A 16,881-nucleotide genomic window follows, 5' to 3' on the forward strand; every position below is an offset into this window, starting at 1 on the left:
CCGGCTACTCCGGCCGCTCCACGGCCCGGGACTCGACGATCCACAGCGGACCGTCCGCGCACTCGATCCGTACGCCCCCTTCGTCCGGATCGGTGCGCGTGCGCAGCACCGACACCCAGCGGCCGTTCACCTCAACGACGGGGCCGGGCGGGTCGTATACGCCGAACCGGGAGGCGCGGACCTGGTTGTGGATCTCCCGCGCGGTCCGGGTCCGGTCCACGCGGCGAAAGTCCTCCCCCATCCAGCCCGCGTGGGTCGCCTTCGCCTCGTCCTGCGGGTCGCCGGCGTCACCGGCGTCAGCGCGCCGCAAGGCGAGCGGAAGCAGTTCGCTGGTCAGGTCGTCCATACGGGCCAACAGCTCGTCCGGCACCACCTCGTCCTCCAGCGGCACACCACCGCGCTGGACGAGCACCCGGCCGGTGTCGAATTCCTCGTCCATCCAGTGGACAGTGACTCCCGTTTCGCGATCCCCGGCCCGGATCGCCCAATGGATCGGAATGGGGCCCCGGTGACGCGGCAGCAAGGACGGATGCACGTTGATTCCGCCGAGCCGTGCCGCGTCCAGCACTCGGCGGGGAATCCGCCAGGGAAAACCGTTGCAGAGCAGCAGATCGGGCCGGTAGCCCGGCAGCGCCTGCGCCAGGCCCGCGGCGCTGCGGGGTAGCAGCAGGTCGACCCCCGCGGGAAGGGACTCCACAATGCCGGCCGCCGCGGTCGGCGCTCCCGGACCACTGCGGCGCCCAGGCCGCGACGCACGCGCGTACACGTACGCAACCGGCTGATGTCCCACCGCCTCACACGCGCTGTGCGCGATGGCGAAGCCGTCGGCGGAGTGCGAGAACAGCACGATCCTCAGGTGCCCACTCATAGCATCTCCTGGGGTGACCGGCCGGTTTACGCCGTAAAGAGTGTCATTCGGCAAGTGTGAACGCGGTTACCTCAGGAACGGATCCGGCGGAACCACTCGGCGGACTGCCGCTGCGACAGCAGCACCACGATCACGATGCCGAACACCAACTCGACCAGACCCGCCGGTTGACGCTGTCCCATCGCGCCGAACCCGACGGCGATCATCAAGGAAGCGAAGACAATCGCTGTCGTCCTGTTCCCGGGCCCGCTGTTACCGAACCGGAGCGCACATACAAAGCCAACGATCACGGGAAAACTCGCCCCGACGATCGCCCCGGCCTTCTCCGGGTCACCGGACAGCACGACGCCGAGGGCGACGAGCCCTGCCATGACGAAAAACAGCACCTGCGCGGCCCGGACCGTCCCCGGCATGGTCATCGGCTGAGGCGGATATCCCGCCCCGGCCTGGGGGTTGTACGGGAGATGGGGCTGATAGGCACCGGGTGGCTGCGGGCCATAACCCGCGGGGGGACCGTATCCGACCGGTGGAGCCTGACCGGGCCCCTGGCCCGCGTCCCAACCTGGATGCTGTGGAGTGGACATGGCAGGGACGCTATCAACGACGCAGCGCGACGGTGTCATTGCGCCGCGGTCACGGGGGCCGGTGCGATGGTTTTGGGACACACGCTGCCAACGAGGCAGGGCCCCGACAGTCGCTGCCGGGGCCCGCACGCTTCTGAGCTGCCTAGCGGTCGAACTCCCGCCGCTTGACGCCCTGGAGGAACGTCTGCCATGCGCCTCCTGTGAACGTCAGATGCGCGCCACGCTGATCCTTGCTGTCCCGTACAGCACGACCATTGTCGATCGTGTCCGCGATTTCCACACAATTGCCCTCTTGCATGGAATATGACGACTTCCAATACGGGCCGACAATCTCAGGAGTCACATTTCCTCCTCATTGCTCCGCAGTGCGCGCCGGATGAGTCGTGATCTTTCAAGGGGACCCGGCAACAGTTTGCCCGGGGTGCCTCGCGCCTGAGTCGTCTACCGGTCGAACTCCTGCCGCTTGACGCCCAGGAGGAACGCCTGCCATGCGCCTCCCGTGAACGTCAGATGCGCACCACGCCGATCCTTGCTGTCCCGCACGGCGCGGCCGCCCCCGGACGTGGCCGCAATCTCCAGGCAGTTATTGTTCTGGCCCGAGTAGGACGATTTAACGAAGGCACCCATGACTTCAGGGGTCACTATTCATCTTCCTTGCCGCTTCGCAGTGCGCGCCGGATAAGCCGTGAGCCTTCAAGGGGACCCGGCAACGGTTTGCCGGGTCCCCTTGCGTCGAGCTGCCTAGCGGTCGAAATCCCGTCGCTTGACACTCAGGAGGAACGCCTGCCATGCCCCGCCCGTGAACGTCAGATGCGGGCCACGCTGAGCCTTGCTGTCCCGCACGGCACGACCGTTGTTGGACATGTCCGCGATCTCCACGCAGTTATTTTCTCCGCCGGAATATGAAGACTTCCGGTAGGGCCCTATTGCCTCAGGGGTCACTTTGATTCTTCCTTGCTTCTCCGCAGTACGCCCCGGATGAGCCTTGCGCTTGCATCCGGGCCCAGTGCTGCCGATCGTAGCTGGTCAAATGCCAGTGTGTAAGCCGTAAGGTCCTCTGTTCCTTCGAGGATGGACGAACCACGCAGGTTGTCCAGCGTCACGGCTTCCACAGTGGGCTCTGCATCGAACGAGAAGCAAGAGAACGCAGACGGCATTGTGGCCTTGACTCCAGCCGAGAGGGGCAGCACCTGCAGCGTTACGTTCTGCCGCTTGCTCACTTCGAGGATGCGAGCAAGTTGTTCTTGGTGGATTTCGACCTTGACAATGGGGTGGATGATTACCGGCTCCCAGATGATTGCCGTGTAATTCGCCGCACCTTCCGTCTCGTCGATCCTTGCCTGCCTGTCCCCCCTCACTTTGACCAGACTCGGAACCTTGCTGGGGTCGATAAAGTCCGCGTTGCTGGTGATGACGGCTTCTGCATACGCAGGAACTTGCAGCAGCCCTGGAATCAATGTGGGCTGCCACTCCCGAATGTGGGTTGCGTCATCCTCAAGCGAGATGTGATCCAGAAGGTCCTGCCGAAGGTGCGCCGCATGCTCAAGCCACCAGCCTCGCCTATTTGCGTTCTTGGCCAACGTCTCAAGTTTTATGCGGACTTTAGGGTCATCGACTCCATAGGCGCTCAACAGCGCGCGGATTTCGATGATTCGAGCGGTGGAGTGCCCGCCTTCAATCCGGCTGACCCTGGTCTGATGCACCCCAAGCACTTCGGCCGCTTGAGGCTGGTCGAGCTTGGCGCCCTGTCGATACCTCCTGAGCGCTGCGCCAAGTCGCCTACTGCGCACGGTCGGCCGTCCTCCTACGGGCATCGCTTCCCCTCTCTCCAGACGCCCCGTCCCGTATCGGGACCACTGTAGGGCTTGCACACACGATAGAGGCGCGTATGGCATGTATGCGGGACAGCATTGTTGCGGAGCTGCCGATTTGCCCTCTAGTCTTGGTGCACGCGCCGCTACACGGCGTAATCTTGACGATCAGTCAGGGGGTAACCGCATGCCCACCACCGCTACGGCGGCGGACCGACGCCGGGACACCTTCCGTGTCTCCAAGCACAAGCGCAACGTCCCGGGTGCACGAACCCGCATACGGAAGACCCTCGCGGACTGGGGGATCAGCGGCCCCCTCGCCGACGACGTCACCCTGGCGGCTGACGAACTGCTGTCCAACGCCATCCGCCACTGTCGCGTGACGTTCGCTCAGATCGAGATCTCTGTAGCTCTCCAGGACGGGGCCTTGCTCCTTGAGGTTTCCGACCCCGACACCGACAAGATCCCCCGGCTCCGGAACCCCACTTCCGAAGAGGAATGCGGGCGCGGGCTGTACCTCGTCGCCCAGCTGGCGGACGCCTGGGGCCACAGGCACAACAAAAACAGCAAATGCGTCTGGGCGCGTTTCGTGATCGCAGAAGAGTTCACGTGCACTGGCTGACGTACGACGGAACCGAACAGACCTACCGACCCGCCACACCCCGCAGGTTCCCGTTACGCGACAGAAAGTCACCGCGTAACGGGTGCAAGAGGACTCCCGGTAACTGCGCCCCCGTGGCGTGGCGGCTGGTCGAGTCCCGCGCAGGGGTCCCGTAACTCCGCAGGCGGGGCCCCTGCGTCCCCATACATAAACGCCCCAGGACAGCGGGCAGGCCGTCCTGGGGCAACCAGCCAACAGACAGGAGCTGTTGACCTTGTCGTTAAACCCTATCGTTCGCTTCCTCGCCTGGGCGATGGGCTTCTGGCCACATCGCTCCCCGCGCGGAAAGCACCGGCGCGGCACCCCGGTGCCCGCCAGTCGGCCGCTGCCGGTAGCCGTGCGCGAGCAGTCGACGCCGGACGCATGGCCACCCCGCATCCCCTCCCAGCGAACGCGCCGCAATCCACAGCTTCCCTCGCACCCCTCCGCACCACCGACGGAGTGGGTGGTCGCGGGACCGCTTGTACGGGCCTACCTGATCATGCACGAGGAGCGGCAGCACGCCCTCTCGCTCCGCTGGGCATGGGTGGACCGGTCACCGGCCCGAAAAAGGTAACCCCATGACCGAACACACACGGGCCGACGACGAGACGTCCGCTGCCGTACAGCACCGGCCCGCCGGCGCGGACAAGAAGCCGGCCCGCGAGGCTGAGTCACAGGCATGGTCCGCGTTCATTACGCACGCCGCAGTCTGCAAGGACCGGTGCCGGACACACGGCGAAGACTGCGAAACAGCGGCAGAACTGCGCACAGTCTGGCGCGCGGCACGCGCCAGACTCTAGAACACGGGGCTCTCAGCAGCAGTTGCACTCCCGGACGCCGGGAATTCGGTGGCCCGCTGTCGGCGTGTCACGCTATCGGCGGTCTACTCCCACTCAACCTGTCTTCGTACGCCCATCGTTGAGCGCCTCTGATGGTGATCAGGGATGCCGCCCAGGCACTCCGTCCACGTACCGCAACCCAAGGAGATAGCGCCCTGATGGCTCTCGATCCCGGCCCCGGGTTCAGGGCGCTGATCAGGCCGTACACGGGCCGGGTGACCCGTATCGGTCCGCCTGACGGGCACGGGTTCAGCACGGATCTCCTTGCCGTCGTCGAATGCGGGAACGGGCCTTTCTTCGTCAAGGCGATGAAGAACCGCCCCGGTGGTCGGCGTGATCAGATGGTGCGGGAGAAGGTGATCAACCCGTTCGTTCGATCGGTCGCCCCGGCCCTGCTCTGGTCAGCTGAAGATGAGGAATGGATCGTCCTCGGGTTCGAAATGGTCAAGGGACGAGAGAGCGACTTCACGCCTGGCTCAGCAGACCTGCCGGTGGTGGTGGATCTTCTCAATCGCATCCACGACGTGGAGCTTCCGAGGGTCGTCCGGGATTGGACCGAGACCCGGTGGGACTGGTTCGCCGACATGGGCGCTCCAGCCCTGTTCCGGGGCGACGCGCTACTCCACGCGGATATCAACCCGAGCAACCTGCTCATCGGCCGGCGGTCCTGGGTCGTGGACTGGTCCTGGCCGACCAGAGGCGCGGCGTTCATCGATCCGGCCATGCTCGTGGTGCAGCTCGTCGCCGCCGAGCACACGCCGGAGAGCGCCGAGTCGTGGGCGTCCAAATGCACGGCGTGGACGAACGCCGACCCGGAGGCCATCGACGCCTTTGCCGTGGCCTACGCCCGCATGAGCCGCCACAGGGCCCTTCGGAGGCCCGAAGAGCGGTGGCTGGCAGCCATGGCCGAGGCAACCGAGGCGTGGGCCACACACCGAGGCGTGCACCTGTGAACCGCGTGATCGGCAGCGTCCCGGGGCCTGTGCGGACAGGTAAGTGATCACTGGGAGATGATGGAAGAGCCCTCGAACCAGGCAAGGACATCGCCCCAACTGAACTCCTGCCCCACGATGGCTCCACCGCCGGAATCAACAAGCCGTCGGTCACCGCCTCCTGGCTCGGACGGCCACCGAACGCGGTCACACCCACGGGCGGACGACGAGAGGTCCGCTGCCGCAGGGCCGGCCTCTGATGGGCGGCGCGGCGTGGTCCGGCTGACCGCGCGGGCCCGGCGGAGGCGGTTCAGCCGGATCGATGACGGCGTCGAGGACGGTGTCGAGGGCGGCAACGAGGACTTCAGGCGTCGTCCAGGAGGTCGTTCGCGGCGCGGTGGATCTTCGTCAGCGCGCTGAGCAGGTGCCGCCGTTCGTCGTCGGTGAGGTCCGCGGTCACGGCTGCCTCCATGCGTCGGCGTTCCTGCTCGACCGGTTGTCGCAGGGCGCGTCCGGCGTCGGTGAGCCACAGCCTGACGAGGCGGCTGTCCCGGTCGTCGGGGCGCCGGGTGAGCAGGCCGGTGGCGGCCATGCGGGTGGCCATCTTGGTGACGGTGGGGGTGGTGACGTGGAGCGCCGCGGCGATCTCGCCCGGGGTGCGGCCGTCGTGTTCCCAGAGGGCCGCGAGGAGGTGGTTCTGGCCGAGGTGGAGGCCGTGCTCCCGCATACCGCGCTCGGCCAGGGCCCGCAGGGTCTTCGACGTCTTGCTGTGCAGGTCCAGGAACTCGGGCATCGCGGCCTTCCGGTGAGGCGGTGTACGGGGCGGGCACCCGAGGCCACCAGTCGATCGTTTGACGGCTAATCATTTCCCGGCTAACGTCCGGCCCGATGAACTCGTTAACCGGCAAATGACCGAAGGAGTGTCATGCTACTGCTCACCGGAGCCACCGGAAACATCGGCCGCGAACTCGTCCGCCAACTCGATGCCCAAGGCGTCGAATTCCGCATCCTCGTACGCGACCCGGACCGCGCCGCCGACCTGCCCCAGCGGGCCGAACGCGTCGTGGCCGACCTGGACGAACCGACGACACTCACCTCCGCCTTCCACGGCGCAGACCGCCTGTTCCTGCTCACCCCGGGCATCGGCACCGACCACACCGCACACGCCGTCACCGCCGCCCGGGCCGCCGGAGTACGCCACATCGTGCACCTGTCCTCCTTCAACGTCCTGGGCGACCCCATGCCCGCCATGGGCCGCTGGCACCACGAACGCGAAAACCTCGTCCGCGCCTCCGGCATCCCGGCCACCTTCCTGCGCCCCGGCGGCTTCATGACCAACGCCCTGGACTGGCTGCCCACCCTCCGCGAAGCCCGCTACGTCCTCGACCCCATCGGCCCCGGCCGCTACGCACCCATCGACCCCGCGGACATCGCCGCAGTCGCCGCCCTCGCCCTGACCCAGGACGGCCACCAGGACAAGGAATACGTCCTCACCGGCGCCGAGACGCTCACCATCACCGACCAGGTCCGCATCCTCGCGGAAACAACCGGGACCGCCATCGAGATCCGCGAGGTCGCCACAGCCGCCGAGGCGGTACGGTCCCGATTCCCCCACGGAGCACCACCGGCCCTCGCCCAGGCCCTCATAGAAGGCTTCACCCTCATGCGCGCCGACACCACCGGACTCCGCACGGACACCGTCGAGCAACTCCTCGCCCGCAAACCAGGCACCTTCACCGCCTGGTGCGCCGCCCACGCGGACGTGTTCCGGCGGGCACTCGGCGCCTGAGCGCCCATCGGGAACGAGGCAGGCGCCCTTCGTCCCCGCCCGCTCAGAGTTTGCGGACGATGATGCGGCCGGTGTCGCCGCCGGAGGCGACGAGCGTGCCGTCCGCCGAGATCCTGACCGTATAGGTGCGCCCCGTGCCCAGGTCTCCTGGGCGGTGTGTGAAGGCGGGGTCACTGTGGCGGGTAACGGCGTCGACGACATCGGTGTTCCCCCGTCGGCCGATGGCCAGGGTGGAGCCGTCGGGCGAGTACGCCCAGCCGTAGCAGGTGGCCCCGCGGTCGGCGAGAAACGGGTGCGGGAAGTGCCAGACGAGTTCGCCGGTCTCCAGGGAGTACGCGCGCGGGCCCTCGTTGGACTCGGGGTTGGCGACCAACAGCGTGCCGGTGGGATCGAAGCCGATCGAATGCGGCTTCCGGTCCATCGGGATGCGGCGCACGACCTTGCGCCGGTCGATGTCCCAGATCTCGACCTCGGTGACCTCGGGGTCGTCGTCCTTGTACCGGGACCCCTTGGTGAAGCACAGCGCCATGAGCTTCCCGGACGGCGAAAGCGCGCCCGCCCAGCAGCGCGTCGAGGGCCTTTCCGCGGACGTCGCGAACACGTCGTTCCCGTCCTGGTCGAGCATGTCGACTATGCGGACGCGGTCGCCGGTGTCGAAGAGCAGCAGCCGCCGCCGGGCCGCGTCCCATGAAGGACGCACGCGGAAAGGGTTGAAGTGGGCGTCCTGGAACTCCCTGTACTGGGCGAGCACCCGGGTTTGCCCGCTTGCCGGATTGAACAGGCGCGTTTCCTCATTGAGCGCGTAGACGATGTGCTCACCGCCGGCGTCGAAGTGCACGGCGTGCACGAACGTCTGCCTGTCGCCCACTGGCTCGGCGTGGATCAGCCGGCGGTGTCCGGTGCCGACGTCGATCAGGTGGATCTCGGCGCCGTACGCGTCCTTGAGCATCGTGCCGACGACGATGGTCCGGCCGTCCGGGGACAGGTCGAACGCCTCGGCCCAGGACCGGTTGGGGACCTTGACGTCCAACACGACGGCGCCGCGCGCCGCCTGGGCGGCGTCGGCGACGTGGGCGAAGCCCTCCCGCAGCTTCTTCCAGCACAGTTTCTCGAACTCCCGCTCCGCCTCGGGCTCGCTCGCGCACTCCGTCACGGTCTCCCGGGGCCGCCTTCCCTCGGTCCACGCCGAGCGGATCAGCCGGGAGCCCTCGACGGCGATCCGGTAGAACTTCACCTTTGCCGGGTCGGCCGACAACCTCATCGTTGTATCCAGGCTGGTCATGGCAGCCGAAGCTATACGGAGGGACTGACACGGGCCCCGCCCGGGTTCGACCCGGGGTTGAGGGTTATCCGCTCATCGGCCCCGGGTCGCGGACCGCGGCCATGAAAAGTCTCCGGAGTCAGTTCAACGAAAGACTCGAAGACATGAACTCCCCAGACATCAAACCGCCCGGGGCGGAGCCTGCCGTCAAGACCCACGACAACCGGCGGCTGTGGTGGGCTCTGCCGGCGGTGAGCGCGGCCCAGCTTCTCGTGGTCCTCGACGGAACGATCGTGAACATCGCGCTGCCCTCCGCACAGACCGCGCTCGGCATGTCCGACGCGAGCCGGCAGTGGGCGATCACCGCGTACGCCCTGGCCTTCGGCGGGCTGTTACTGATCGGCGGCCGGGTCAGCAGCGCACTCGGCCACCGGCGCACGTTCATCATCGGCCTGGTCGGCTTCGCCGCCTCGTCCGCGCTGGGCGGGGCCGCCATGAACCCCGGGATGCTCTTCGGGGCCCGGGCCCTGCAAGGAGTGTTCGCCGCCGCGCTCGCGCCCGCCGGGTTGTCGTTGCTGACCACGACGTTCACCGAGCCTCGCGAACGCGGCCGGGCGTTCGGTGTGTTCGCCGCGGTCGGGGCCGCCGGATCGGCCCTCGGCCTGGTCGCCGGAGGGCTGCTGACCGAGTACACGAGCTGGCGGTGGTGCCTGTACATCAACGTCCCCATCGCCCTGTTCGCCGTACTCGGCACGGCGCTCGTGCCGGCGGACCGCCACCGCGATGCTGATCCTGCCCGGGCTGATCGCCGCGGCCGCCGGAATGCTCATCCTGACCCGCCTGACACCGCAGACCACGGACGTCCTGCCGCTGTATCTCGTACCCGCCCTGGTGCTCACCGGCCTCGGCCTCGGCTGCGTCCTGCCCCCGACCGCCGGCCTGGCCACCTCGGACGTGCACCCGTACGACATCGGAGCCGCGTCGGCCGCCTACAACGCCTCCCAGCAACTCGGGGCCGCGCTCGGCACCGCGCTGCTCAACACCATCGCGACCAACGCCGCGGCCTCACACCTGGCGTCCGCGCGCCACGCCACGCCGGCCGGGGCGTCCGTGCACGGCTACACCACCGCCCTGACGGTCGGCTTCGGCATCCTTCTCGCCACCGCGTGCGTCACGGCACCGCTGATCTTCAAACAACGGCGGGCATAGGGTCAGCCCACAGTCCAGAACAGCAGCGTGTCCATGGTGTGGCCGTACTTCAGCGCGCTCTGCCACTCCTCGTGCTCCACATTGAGTTTGTCGATGAGGAGTTCGGCGTCGTGGACGAAGCCGCGGTCCATGCGGTCGAGTACGGCCGTATAGGCGTCGGCGACGGTCTTGGCCTTGGCCAGGGGGAGATAGCCGATGGCCGGGGAGCCGTCCATGGGGCTCGGGACGGTGAACGGGAGCAGGTCGGCGAAGTCCGCGAACAGGAAGCCGGACGGCAGCAGATCGGCGGGGACTCCCAGGGCCCGGAGCTCGTCGTCCATGAGGCCGAAGAAGGTGAACGGTTTGGAATACACGCCCACGTCGATGGGGTCGGATCCGGTGCACTCGATGACGGCCAGCAGCGCGGTGTAGTACGCGTTGCCGACGCACTCGCCCACCGCGTCGGCCCGGCCCCTGATGAGGTGTTCCAGGGCCTCGGGGACGGTGAGGTCCCAGTCGATGTCCTGATGGTCGAGGCTGTGCTGGGCGGCCCGCGCCCGCTCGCGTGCGGTGTCGAGGATCCGCTCCTGCTGGGCGGTGAGCTCACCCCCCTGCACATAGCCGAGGGCCCGGCTCAGGGTGACGGTCTTCATGGTGATCACGCGGCTCATGCGGCCATGTTCGCAAGCGCCACTGACACCCCGGTCCCCGGGGACGGTTCGGGCGGCGCCGAACCGTCCCCGCCCTAGCGTCGGGACATGACACACACGACACATGAGTCCGTCGCCCGACTGCATGCCCTGCACCACCAGCCCGGCGCCCCGCTGCTACTGCCCAACGCCTGGGACTACGCCTCCGCGGCCGCCCTGGCGGCGCAGGGCTTCCCGGCGATCGGCACCACGAGCCTGGGCGTGGCCGCGGCCGCCGGACTGCCGGATGGGGCGGCCGCGACCAGGGACGCGACCTTGGCCCTGGCCCGCCAGCTCGGGCAGGGCTCCTTCCTGTTCACCGTCGACGCCGAAGGGGGTTTCAGCGACGACCCGGAGGAAGTGGCCGAACTGGCCCGAGAGCTGTACGACGCGGGCGCCGCGGGGATCAACCTGGAGGACGGCCGGCCGGACGGCACCCTCGCCCCCGTGGAGCTGCACGCCGCGAAGATCGCCGCGGTCAAGGCCGCCGTGCCCGCGCTGTTCGTGAACGCCCGCACCGACACCCACTGGCTAGGACGCCACCAGGAAGACACCGCGGCGCGCCTCGCGGTCTACGAACAGGCCGGGGCGGACGGGGTGTTCGTACCGGGGCTGTCGGATCCGGACGGGATCGCCGCCCTGACGGCGGCCCTCCTCGTTCCGCTGAACATCCTGTACACGCCGACCGGACCCACCGTCGCCGAGCTGGCCGCGCTGGGCGTGCGCAGGGTCAGCCTCGGCTCGCTGCTCTACCGCAGGGCCCTGGCGGCGGCCGTGACCGCCGCGACCGCCATCCGCGACGGCCGGTCGACGGACCTCACAGCCCCCTCCTATGCGGAGGTACAGGCACTGGTGGCACGGACCACCAAAACGGATGGCTAGTGTGCCGGCATGTCCGAGACCTCTGACCACGCCACGCCGGCGGCCGTACCCGGGCTGCGCTACATCGCCGACTGGCTCACTCCCCACACCGGCGCGGCCTTGCTCGCGAGCATCGACGCGGCGTCATGGTCGGCGCAGCTGAAGCGGCGTGTGCAGCATTATGGCCATCGGTACGACTACGGCCGCCGCAGCGTGGCCGCCGACTCGGCGGAATCCGCGCCGCCGCTTCCGGAGTGGGCCCGGGAGTTGGCTGCCCGACTCGTGGCCGAAAAGTTGATGGACGACAAGGCGGAGCAAGTCATCGTCAACGAGTATCAGCCAGGGCAGGGGATCAGCGCCCACGTCGACTGCGTGCCGTGCTTCGGCCCGGTCGTCGCCGCGATATCCCTGGGTTCCAGCTGCCTCATGGACTTCACCGACCCCGCCGACAACACCAAACTCGCGGTGCCGCTGGCGCCGGGCAGCCTGCTGGTCATGGCGGGCCCGGCCCGGTACACCTGGCGCCATGCCATCGCCCCGCGCAAGAGCGACCCCGGCGCGGCAGGCCGTGTCCCCCGCGGACGTCGGGTGTCGGTGACATTCCGCACGATCCTGCCCTGAACAGATGCCCCGCCCACTCAGATCGCCCGGAAGTCCCGGACCGAGAAGCGCGGAGCGCGGCGTGGGGGGACCCGGCCGGCCAGCACAATCAGCCGGGCGGCGCGGTGGCGCTGGCCGGCGTAGGGGGCCAGCAGCTCCAGCATCGCCGCGTCATCAGTGCCGCGCTCGCCGGTGAGCGCATAGCCGATGATGTTCGGCAGATGCAGATCGCCGACCGTGATCGCATCAGGCGTGCCGTTGCTGCGCTGAAGGGTCTCCGCCGCCGTCCACGGCCCGATGCCCGGGATGGCCTGGAGCCGGGCCGAGGCGGCGGCGAGGTCCATGGCCGCTGCCTCCTCCAGGCGCCGGGCGACCCGTACAGCCCGCAGGATGGTCGACGAGCGCTTGGCGTCGACGCCGGCCCGGTGCCACTCCCAGGACGGGATCAGCGCCCAGGTGCGCGGATCGGGCATGACCCGCAGCCGCTCGGCGGGGCCGGGGGCGGGTTCGCCGTGGCGCTGGAGCAGCAGCCGCCAGCCCCGGTACGCCTCGTCGCTGGTGACCTTCTGCTCCAGGATCGAGGGGATCAGCGACTCCAGAACCAGACCCGTGCGGATCAGCCGGAGGCCCGGGTGGCGGCGGTGTGCCTCGTGCACCAGGCGGTGGCGGGGGGTGAAGGCGGAGGGGTCGTCGTCGGCGCCGAGCAGCGCGGGCAGCCGCTCCAGCAGCCAGTCGGCGCCCGGCCCCCAGGCCTGCGCCTCGACCGTCTCGCCCCTGCGCACCACACGCAGCGTCCCCGCGCCCTCCGGGGTCCGGCTGGCGCGCCAGATGGCGCCGTCGGCGGACACCTGGAACGCCGGGTCGCCCGGTCCCCGCCGCAGCACGCTCAGGCTGCGCGCGAGGTCGTACGGACCGGAGGGGGTCCAGCTGCGGTGGGCGGGCACAGCGCCACCCTACGACGCGCGCGGGGCGGGAGAGCCGGGGGACGGCGGGAGGGGGTGGGGGTGCAGGGGTGGTGCCCTGGACGCTTACGCATATTTGTGGCGCCAAGTTCCGGGTAAGGCCACGCTTCCGGGCACCGGCGCCGTAAATATGCGGTCCAGGGTGACAGCCCCGGAGGCCCCGCCCCCGCACCACGCACGCACCAGCCACCCACAAGCCGCAGCCGGCAGGCCACCCCTACTGATCGGACGAGAACCGCACCGCCCCCGCCGGAATGTCCACCCCGCACCACACCCGCACGCCGTCCCGCAGTTCGTTGTCCGCCCCCACCAGCGCGCCGTCCCCGACCACCGCGCCCTGGAGCACCGTACGGGCCCCGATCCGGGCCCGCGCGCCGATAAGGGAGTCGCTGACCTGCGCGCCCTCCTCGACCACCGCGCCGGCCAGCACCGTGGAGCCGTCGATGCGGGCGCCCGCGCCCACCCGGGCCCGGGGCCCGATGACCGTGCCGCCGGTGAGCTTGGCGTCGCGCGCCACGAACGCGCTGTCCAGGACCAGCCGGTCGCCGCAGCGGCCGGGCACCGCCGGGGAGGGGGCGCGGCCGAGCACGAGGTCGGCGGAGCCGCGTACGAAGGCCTGGGGGGTGCCGAGGTCCAGCCAGTACGTGGAGTCGACCATGCCCTGGAGGTGGGCGCCCGCGGCCAGCAGGCCGGGGAATGTCTCGCGTTCGACGGAGACGGAGCGGCCGGCCGGGATGGCGTCGATCACCGAGCGGTTGAAGACGTAGGCGCCCGCGTTTATCTGGTCGGTGACGATCTGCTCGGCGGTCTGCGGCTTTTCGAGGAAAGCGGTGACGCGCCCGGTGGCGTCGGTCGGCACCAGACCGTACGCCCGCGGGTCGGTGACGCGGGTGAGGTGCAGGGAGACATCGGCGCCGGTGGAGCGGTGGGTGTCGACGAGCGCCCCGATGTCGAGCCCGGTCAGGATGTCGCCGTTGAAGATCAGCACCGGGTCGTCCGGGCCCGAGCGCAGCCGCGAGGCGACGTTGCGGATCGCGCCGCCGGTGCCCAGCGGCTCCTCCTCGGTCACGTATTCCAGGTGCAGGCCGAGTGACGAGCCGTCACCGAAGTACGGCTCGAACACCTCGGCCAGATACGACGTGGCGAGCACGATGTGCTCGACGCCCGCCGCCCGGGCGCGCGCCAGCTGGTGCGTGAGGAACGGGACGCCGGCCGCCGGGACCATCGGCTTGGGGGTGTTCACCGTCATCGGCCGCAGCCGGGTGCCCTTGCCGCCGACCAGGAGGATCGCTTCTGGCGTCGATGGCGCTGTGGTCACGTATCGTCTCTGCTTCCTGCTGGGGCTCGCCGGGTCGGCGGCCAGTGTATGCAGACCGTGAGCGCCCGCCCGCGCCTGGTCAGCGGCCCTGCGGTCAGCGGCCTTGCAGCCGGGCGGCCGTGCTGCGCACGGTGCCCAGCTTGCCGTAGAGGCCAGTTCCCGGGCACTCGGTGTTGTAGCCGTCGCGGTGTCCGGAGATGACGCGCAGCTTGGCCTTGGTGCCCTTCTTGTACCTGTTCCCGCCGGCGGACTTCAGATGGGTGGTGCCGCGGGGATTTTTGCCGAACAGGCCGAGCTTCCAGGCGGTGAGCTTGGCCACGGCCTTGACCGCCTTGGCGGCGGGCTTCTTGGAGGAGTAGGTGCCGATGACCGCGATGCCCATGCTGTTCGTGTTGAAGCCGCGCGTGTGCGCGCCCTGAACCGCCTTGGTCACGCCGCCGGATCTGCCCTCGTAGATGTTTCCGCACTTGTCGACGGCGAAGTTGTAGCCGAAGTCACGCCACTTCATGCTCTGGACGTGATACCGGTAGATGCTTCGCATAATGGACGGGGCCTGCGAGCAGCTGTACGCGTTGCCGGTGACGGTGTGGTGGACGAAGGCCACCTTCACGGTCTTGGTGTAGCGGTGGCCCTTCTCACGCAGCTTCTCGTCGGCGCCCCAGCCCGCGCGGGTGACGATGCGGGGCCGCGGCGCGGTGTGCGGGCGGGCGGCGCTGGTGTCCGGCGGCTCCGCGGGGAGCTCCCGCGGGGGCTGGGTACCGGCGCCGGGGTCGGAGTCGGAGGCGGGCCGGGAGGGCTCGGGCTCGGGGGGCTGCTGGAGCTCCGGGGGCGCCGAGGGGTACTCGGGATCGCCCGACGGGTCCTCGGCGGACGCGGCGGGATCCTCGGAGGAGCCGGGATCCGAGCTGGGGTCGGTCGTCAGCGGCCGGGAGAGCGTGGCCGGGGACCGGCGGAGCCTGGAGGGCAGGTCCGGCGCCCGGCCGGGGTCGACGAGCTCCAGGCGGAGCCCGGAGGGCAGGTCGGCCGGCCGGGCGGCGAGCAGACGGGAGCCGTCGCTGGGGCGGACGCGGGCCTGGACGCCGTCCGAGTCGCCGACCCACAGGGGCGTGGTGCCGCCGCGCCGGCGGCTGTCGCCGCCCTCGGACGAGTCGGGGTCGGGGGCGTCGTCGTCGAGCGCCTCCAGGTCGCGCCAGTCCGACCAGACGCCGGTGGCCGCCGCACGGGTGCGCACCTGCACCTGCCCGCGCAGCGGCGCGGAGGCGTCGTCCCAGACCACGCCGACGAGGGAGAAGGGCCGCACGCTCCGTGGCGCGACCCCCTGCACGGGCCCGGAGGACATCACCGCGCCCCGGTTGAGGCCGCCGCCGCCGAGCGGCAGCAGGGGCAGCGACTGGGTGCCGCCGGCCGGGTCCGCACCGGCCGCGCGGTCCGCGCGGGCCGGGGGCGGGTTGAGGGTGAGGGGGAGGGCGAGGGCGGCGGTGCACACGACGCCGATCGAGGATGCCAGAAATGCACGCATGGTGAAAATCCTGGACATAACGCAACAAATGTGTCCATTCGAGAGGGCGCCGGAACGGACCCCGATCAGGGATCCCCGACCCCGCACACCGCGTCCGGCGCACCCCGGCGCCGCGTACCCTGACGCCGATGAACGCTACCGACCACACCCCCGCCGACCTGCTGCGATCCGCGCTCGCCGCAGATCCGGCGCGTCCGCTTGTGACCTTCTACGACGACGCGACCGGCGAGCGCGTCGAACTGTCCGTGGCCACCTTCGCCAATTGGGTGGCGAAGACCGCCAATCTCCTCCAGGGCGAGCTGGCCGCCGCACCCGGCGACCGGCTGGCGCTGCTGCTGCCCACCCACTGGCAGACCGCGGTGTGGCTGCTGGCCTGCTCCTCCGTGGGCGTGGTGGCAGAGGTGGGCGGCGACCCGGCCGCCGCCGACCTCGTGGTCAGCGGCCCGGACACGCTGGAGGAGGCGCGCGCCTGCTCCGGGGAGCGAGTGGCGCTGGCGCTGCGCCCCCTGGGCGGGCGGTTCCCGCAGCCGCCGGAGGGCTTCATCGACTACGCCGTGGAGGTACCCGGCCAGGGTGACCGCTTCGCGCCGTACGCGCCGGTGGACCCGCACGAGGCCGCGCTGGCCGTGGGCGGCCTCGAGCTCACGGGCGCGGAGCTGGTGGAGCGGGCGCGCGCGGACGCCGCCGGGCAGGGGCTCGGCCCCGGCTCCCGGGTGCTGTCCGGGCTGCCGTACGACACCTGGGAGGGGCTGTCGTACGGGCTGTACGCGCCGCTGGCCGCGGGCGGCTCGGTGGTGCTGTGCCGCCACCTGGACCGGCTGGACGAGGGCCGCCTCGCGGAGCGCCGGGCGAGCGAGCGGGTCACCGCGACCGCGCCGCAGCCGCCCACGCCGTAGCCGCCCGCGCCGCAGCCACGCACGCCCGCAGCCGCCCACGCCGTAGAGGCGCACGCCGCGGCGCCGCGGAGCCCGCCCCACCCCTGACCCGTCCGACGGACCCGTGGGCCGAGCCCACGGG

General features: G+C 70.0%; 17 protein-coding genes and 2 pseudogenes. 7 read left to right on the plus strand and 12 right to left on the minus strand.

Features of this window, described 5'->3' with window-relative positions; all coding sequences use genetic code 11:
• Positions 1-4: 4 nt before the first annotated feature.
• From ABTY62_RS41690 to ABTY62_RS41715, 6 genes are all read right to left on the minus strand, one after another.
• Entirely contained in the window at positions 5-868 is an 864-nt protein-coding gene (locus ABTY62_RS41690; protein ID WP_352134595.1) for a methionyl-tRNA formyltransferase, read from the minus strand.
• 71 nt (positions 869-939) lie between these two features.
• Positions 940-1,287 carry a hypothetical protein gene (locus ABTY62_RS41695; RefSeq protein WP_352134596.1) on the minus strand — a complete coding sequence of 116 codons (348 nt, stop codon included), beginning with the start codon at positions 1,285-1,287 and terminating at the stop codon, positions 940-942.
• A 307-nt stretch (positions 1,288-1,594) separates the two neighbouring features.
• Positions 1,595-1,795: a DUF397 domain-containing protein gene (locus tag ABTY62_RS41700; RefSeq protein ID WP_352134597.1), complete on the minus strand. Its 201-nt coding sequence runs from the start codon at positions 1,793-1,795 to the stop codon at positions 1,595-1,597.
• A gap of 98 nt (positions 1,796-1,893) precedes the next feature.
• Positions 1,894-2,094: a DUF397 domain-containing protein gene (locus ABTY62_RS41705; RefSeq protein ID WP_352134598.1), complete on the minus strand. Its 201-nt coding sequence runs from the start codon at positions 2,092-2,094 to the stop codon at positions 1,894-1,896.
• A 99-nt stretch (positions 2,095-2,193) separates the two neighbouring features.
• Positions 2,194-2,394, minus strand: a complete 201-nt coding sequence (locus ABTY62_RS41710; protein WP_352134599.1) for a DUF397 domain-containing protein — start codon at positions 2,392-2,394, stop codon at positions 2,194-2,196.
• Entirely contained in the window at positions 2,391-3,266 is an 876-nt protein-coding gene (locus ABTY62_RS41715) for a helix-turn-helix domain-containing protein (RefSeq protein WP_352134600.1), read from the minus strand. The genes ABTY62_RS41710 and ABTY62_RS41715 overlap by 4 nt, the downstream gene beginning before the upstream one ends.
• Before the next feature lie 184 nt (positions 3,267-3,450).
• Here ABTY62_RS41715 and ABTY62_RS41720 point away from each other — a divergent pair, with 184 nt between their 5' ends.
• Positions 3,451-3,885, plus strand: a complete 435-nt coding sequence (locus ABTY62_RS41720; RefSeq protein ID WP_352134601.1) for an ATP-binding protein — start codon at positions 3,451-3,453, stop codon at positions 3,883-3,885.
• A 1,018-nt stretch (positions 3,886-4,903) separates the two neighbouring features.
• Complete coding sequence (locus ABTY62_RS41725; RefSeq protein WP_352134602.1) at positions 4,904-5,698, plus strand: protein kinase family protein; 795 nt, start codon at positions 4,904-4,906, stop codon at positions 5,696-5,698.
• A 343-nt stretch (positions 5,699-6,041) separates the two neighbouring features.
• Here ABTY62_RS41725 and ABTY62_RS41730 read toward each other — a convergent pair whose 3' ends face one another.
• Positions 6,042-6,470 (minus strand): MarR family winged helix-turn-helix transcriptional regulator, encoded by a 429-nt coding sequence (locus tag ABTY62_RS41730; RefSeq protein ID WP_352134603.1) that lies wholly within the window; start codon positions 6,468-6,470, stop codon positions 6,042-6,044.
• Between the two features lie 132 nt (positions 6,471-6,602).
• On the opposite strand from ABTY62_RS41730, the gene ABTY62_RS41735 reads away from it, so the two are divergent.
• Positions 6,603-7,466 (plus strand): NAD(P)H-binding protein, encoded by an 864-nt coding sequence (locus ABTY62_RS41735; RefSeq protein ID WP_352134604.1) that lies wholly within the window; start codon positions 6,603-6,605, stop codon positions 7,464-7,466.
• A gap of 43 nt (positions 7,467-7,509) precedes the next feature.
• Here ABTY62_RS41735 and ABTY62_RS41740 read toward each other — a convergent pair whose 3' ends face one another.
• Positions 7,510-8,748: a WD40 repeat domain-containing protein gene (locus ABTY62_RS41740; RefSeq protein WP_352134605.1), complete on the minus strand. Its 1,239-nt coding sequence runs from the start codon at positions 8,746-8,748 to the stop codon at positions 7,510-7,512.
• A 143-nt stretch (positions 8,749-8,891) separates the two neighbouring features.
• On the opposite strand from ABTY62_RS41740, the pseudogene ABTY62_RS41745 reads away from it, so the two are divergent.
• Positions 8,892-9,936 (plus strand): annotated as a pseudogene (locus ABTY62_RS41745) (MFS transporter).
• Positions 9,937-9,938: 2 nt separating this feature from the next.
• Here ABTY62_RS41745 and ABTY62_RS41750 read toward each other — a convergent pair.
• Positions 9,939-10,586: a DUF7691 family protein gene (locus tag ABTY62_RS41750; protein WP_352134606.1), complete on the minus strand. Its 648-nt coding sequence runs from the start codon at positions 10,584-10,586 to the stop codon at positions 9,939-9,941.
• A 129-nt stretch (positions 10,587-10,715) separates the two neighbouring features.
• Here ABTY62_RS41750 and ABTY62_RS41755 point away from each other — a divergent pair.
• Positions 10,716-11,456, plus strand: a pseudogene (locus ABTY62_RS41755) (isocitrate lyase/PEP mutase family protein); the annotation flags it as partial.
• Between the two features lie 39 nt (positions 11,457-11,495).
• Positions 11,496-12,086 (plus strand): alpha-ketoglutarate-dependent dioxygenase AlkB, encoded by a 591-nt coding sequence (locus ABTY62_RS41760; RefSeq protein ID WP_352134607.1) that lies wholly within the window; start codon positions 11,496-11,498, stop codon positions 12,084-12,086.
• Positions 12,087-12,103: 17 nt separating this feature from the next.
• On the opposite strand, the gene ABTY62_RS41765 is transcribed toward ABTY62_RS41760, so the two are convergent.
• From ABTY62_RS41765 to ABTY62_RS41775, 3 genes are all read right to left on the minus strand, one after another.
• Complete coding sequence (locus ABTY62_RS41765; protein ID WP_352134608.1) at positions 12,104-13,009, minus strand: DNA-3-methyladenine glycosylase family protein; 906 nt, start codon at positions 13,007-13,009, stop codon at positions 12,104-12,106.
• Between the two features lie 235 nt (positions 13,010-13,244).
• Positions 13,245-14,345, minus strand: a complete 1,101-nt coding sequence (gene manB / locus ABTY62_RS41770; RefSeq protein WP_352134609.1) for a mannose-1-phosphate guanylyltransferase — start codon at positions 14,343-14,345, stop codon at positions 13,245-13,247.
• Between the two features lie 94 nt (positions 14,346-14,439).
• Positions 14,440-15,864, minus strand: a complete 1,425-nt coding sequence (locus tag ABTY62_RS41775) for a peptidoglycan recognition protein family protein (RefSeq protein WP_352134610.1) — start codon at positions 15,862-15,864, stop codon at positions 14,440-14,442.
• Positions 15,865-15,992: 128 nt separating this feature from the next.
• Between ABTY62_RS41775 and ABTY62_RS41780 the strand changes: the two genes are divergently transcribed.
• Positions 15,993-16,760, plus strand: coding sequence for a TIGR03089 family protein (locus tag ABTY62_RS41780; protein ID WP_352134611.1), 768 nt, complete (start codon positions 15,993-15,995; stop codon positions 16,758-16,760).
• The last annotated feature ends 121 nt before the right edge of the window (positions 16,761-16,881 follow it).

Origin of the sequence: Streptomyces sp. NPDC097640 (assembly GCF_040302705.1) — a bacterium.
GTDB lineage: Bacteria > Actinomycetota > Actinomycetes > Streptomycetales > Streptomycetaceae > Streptomyces.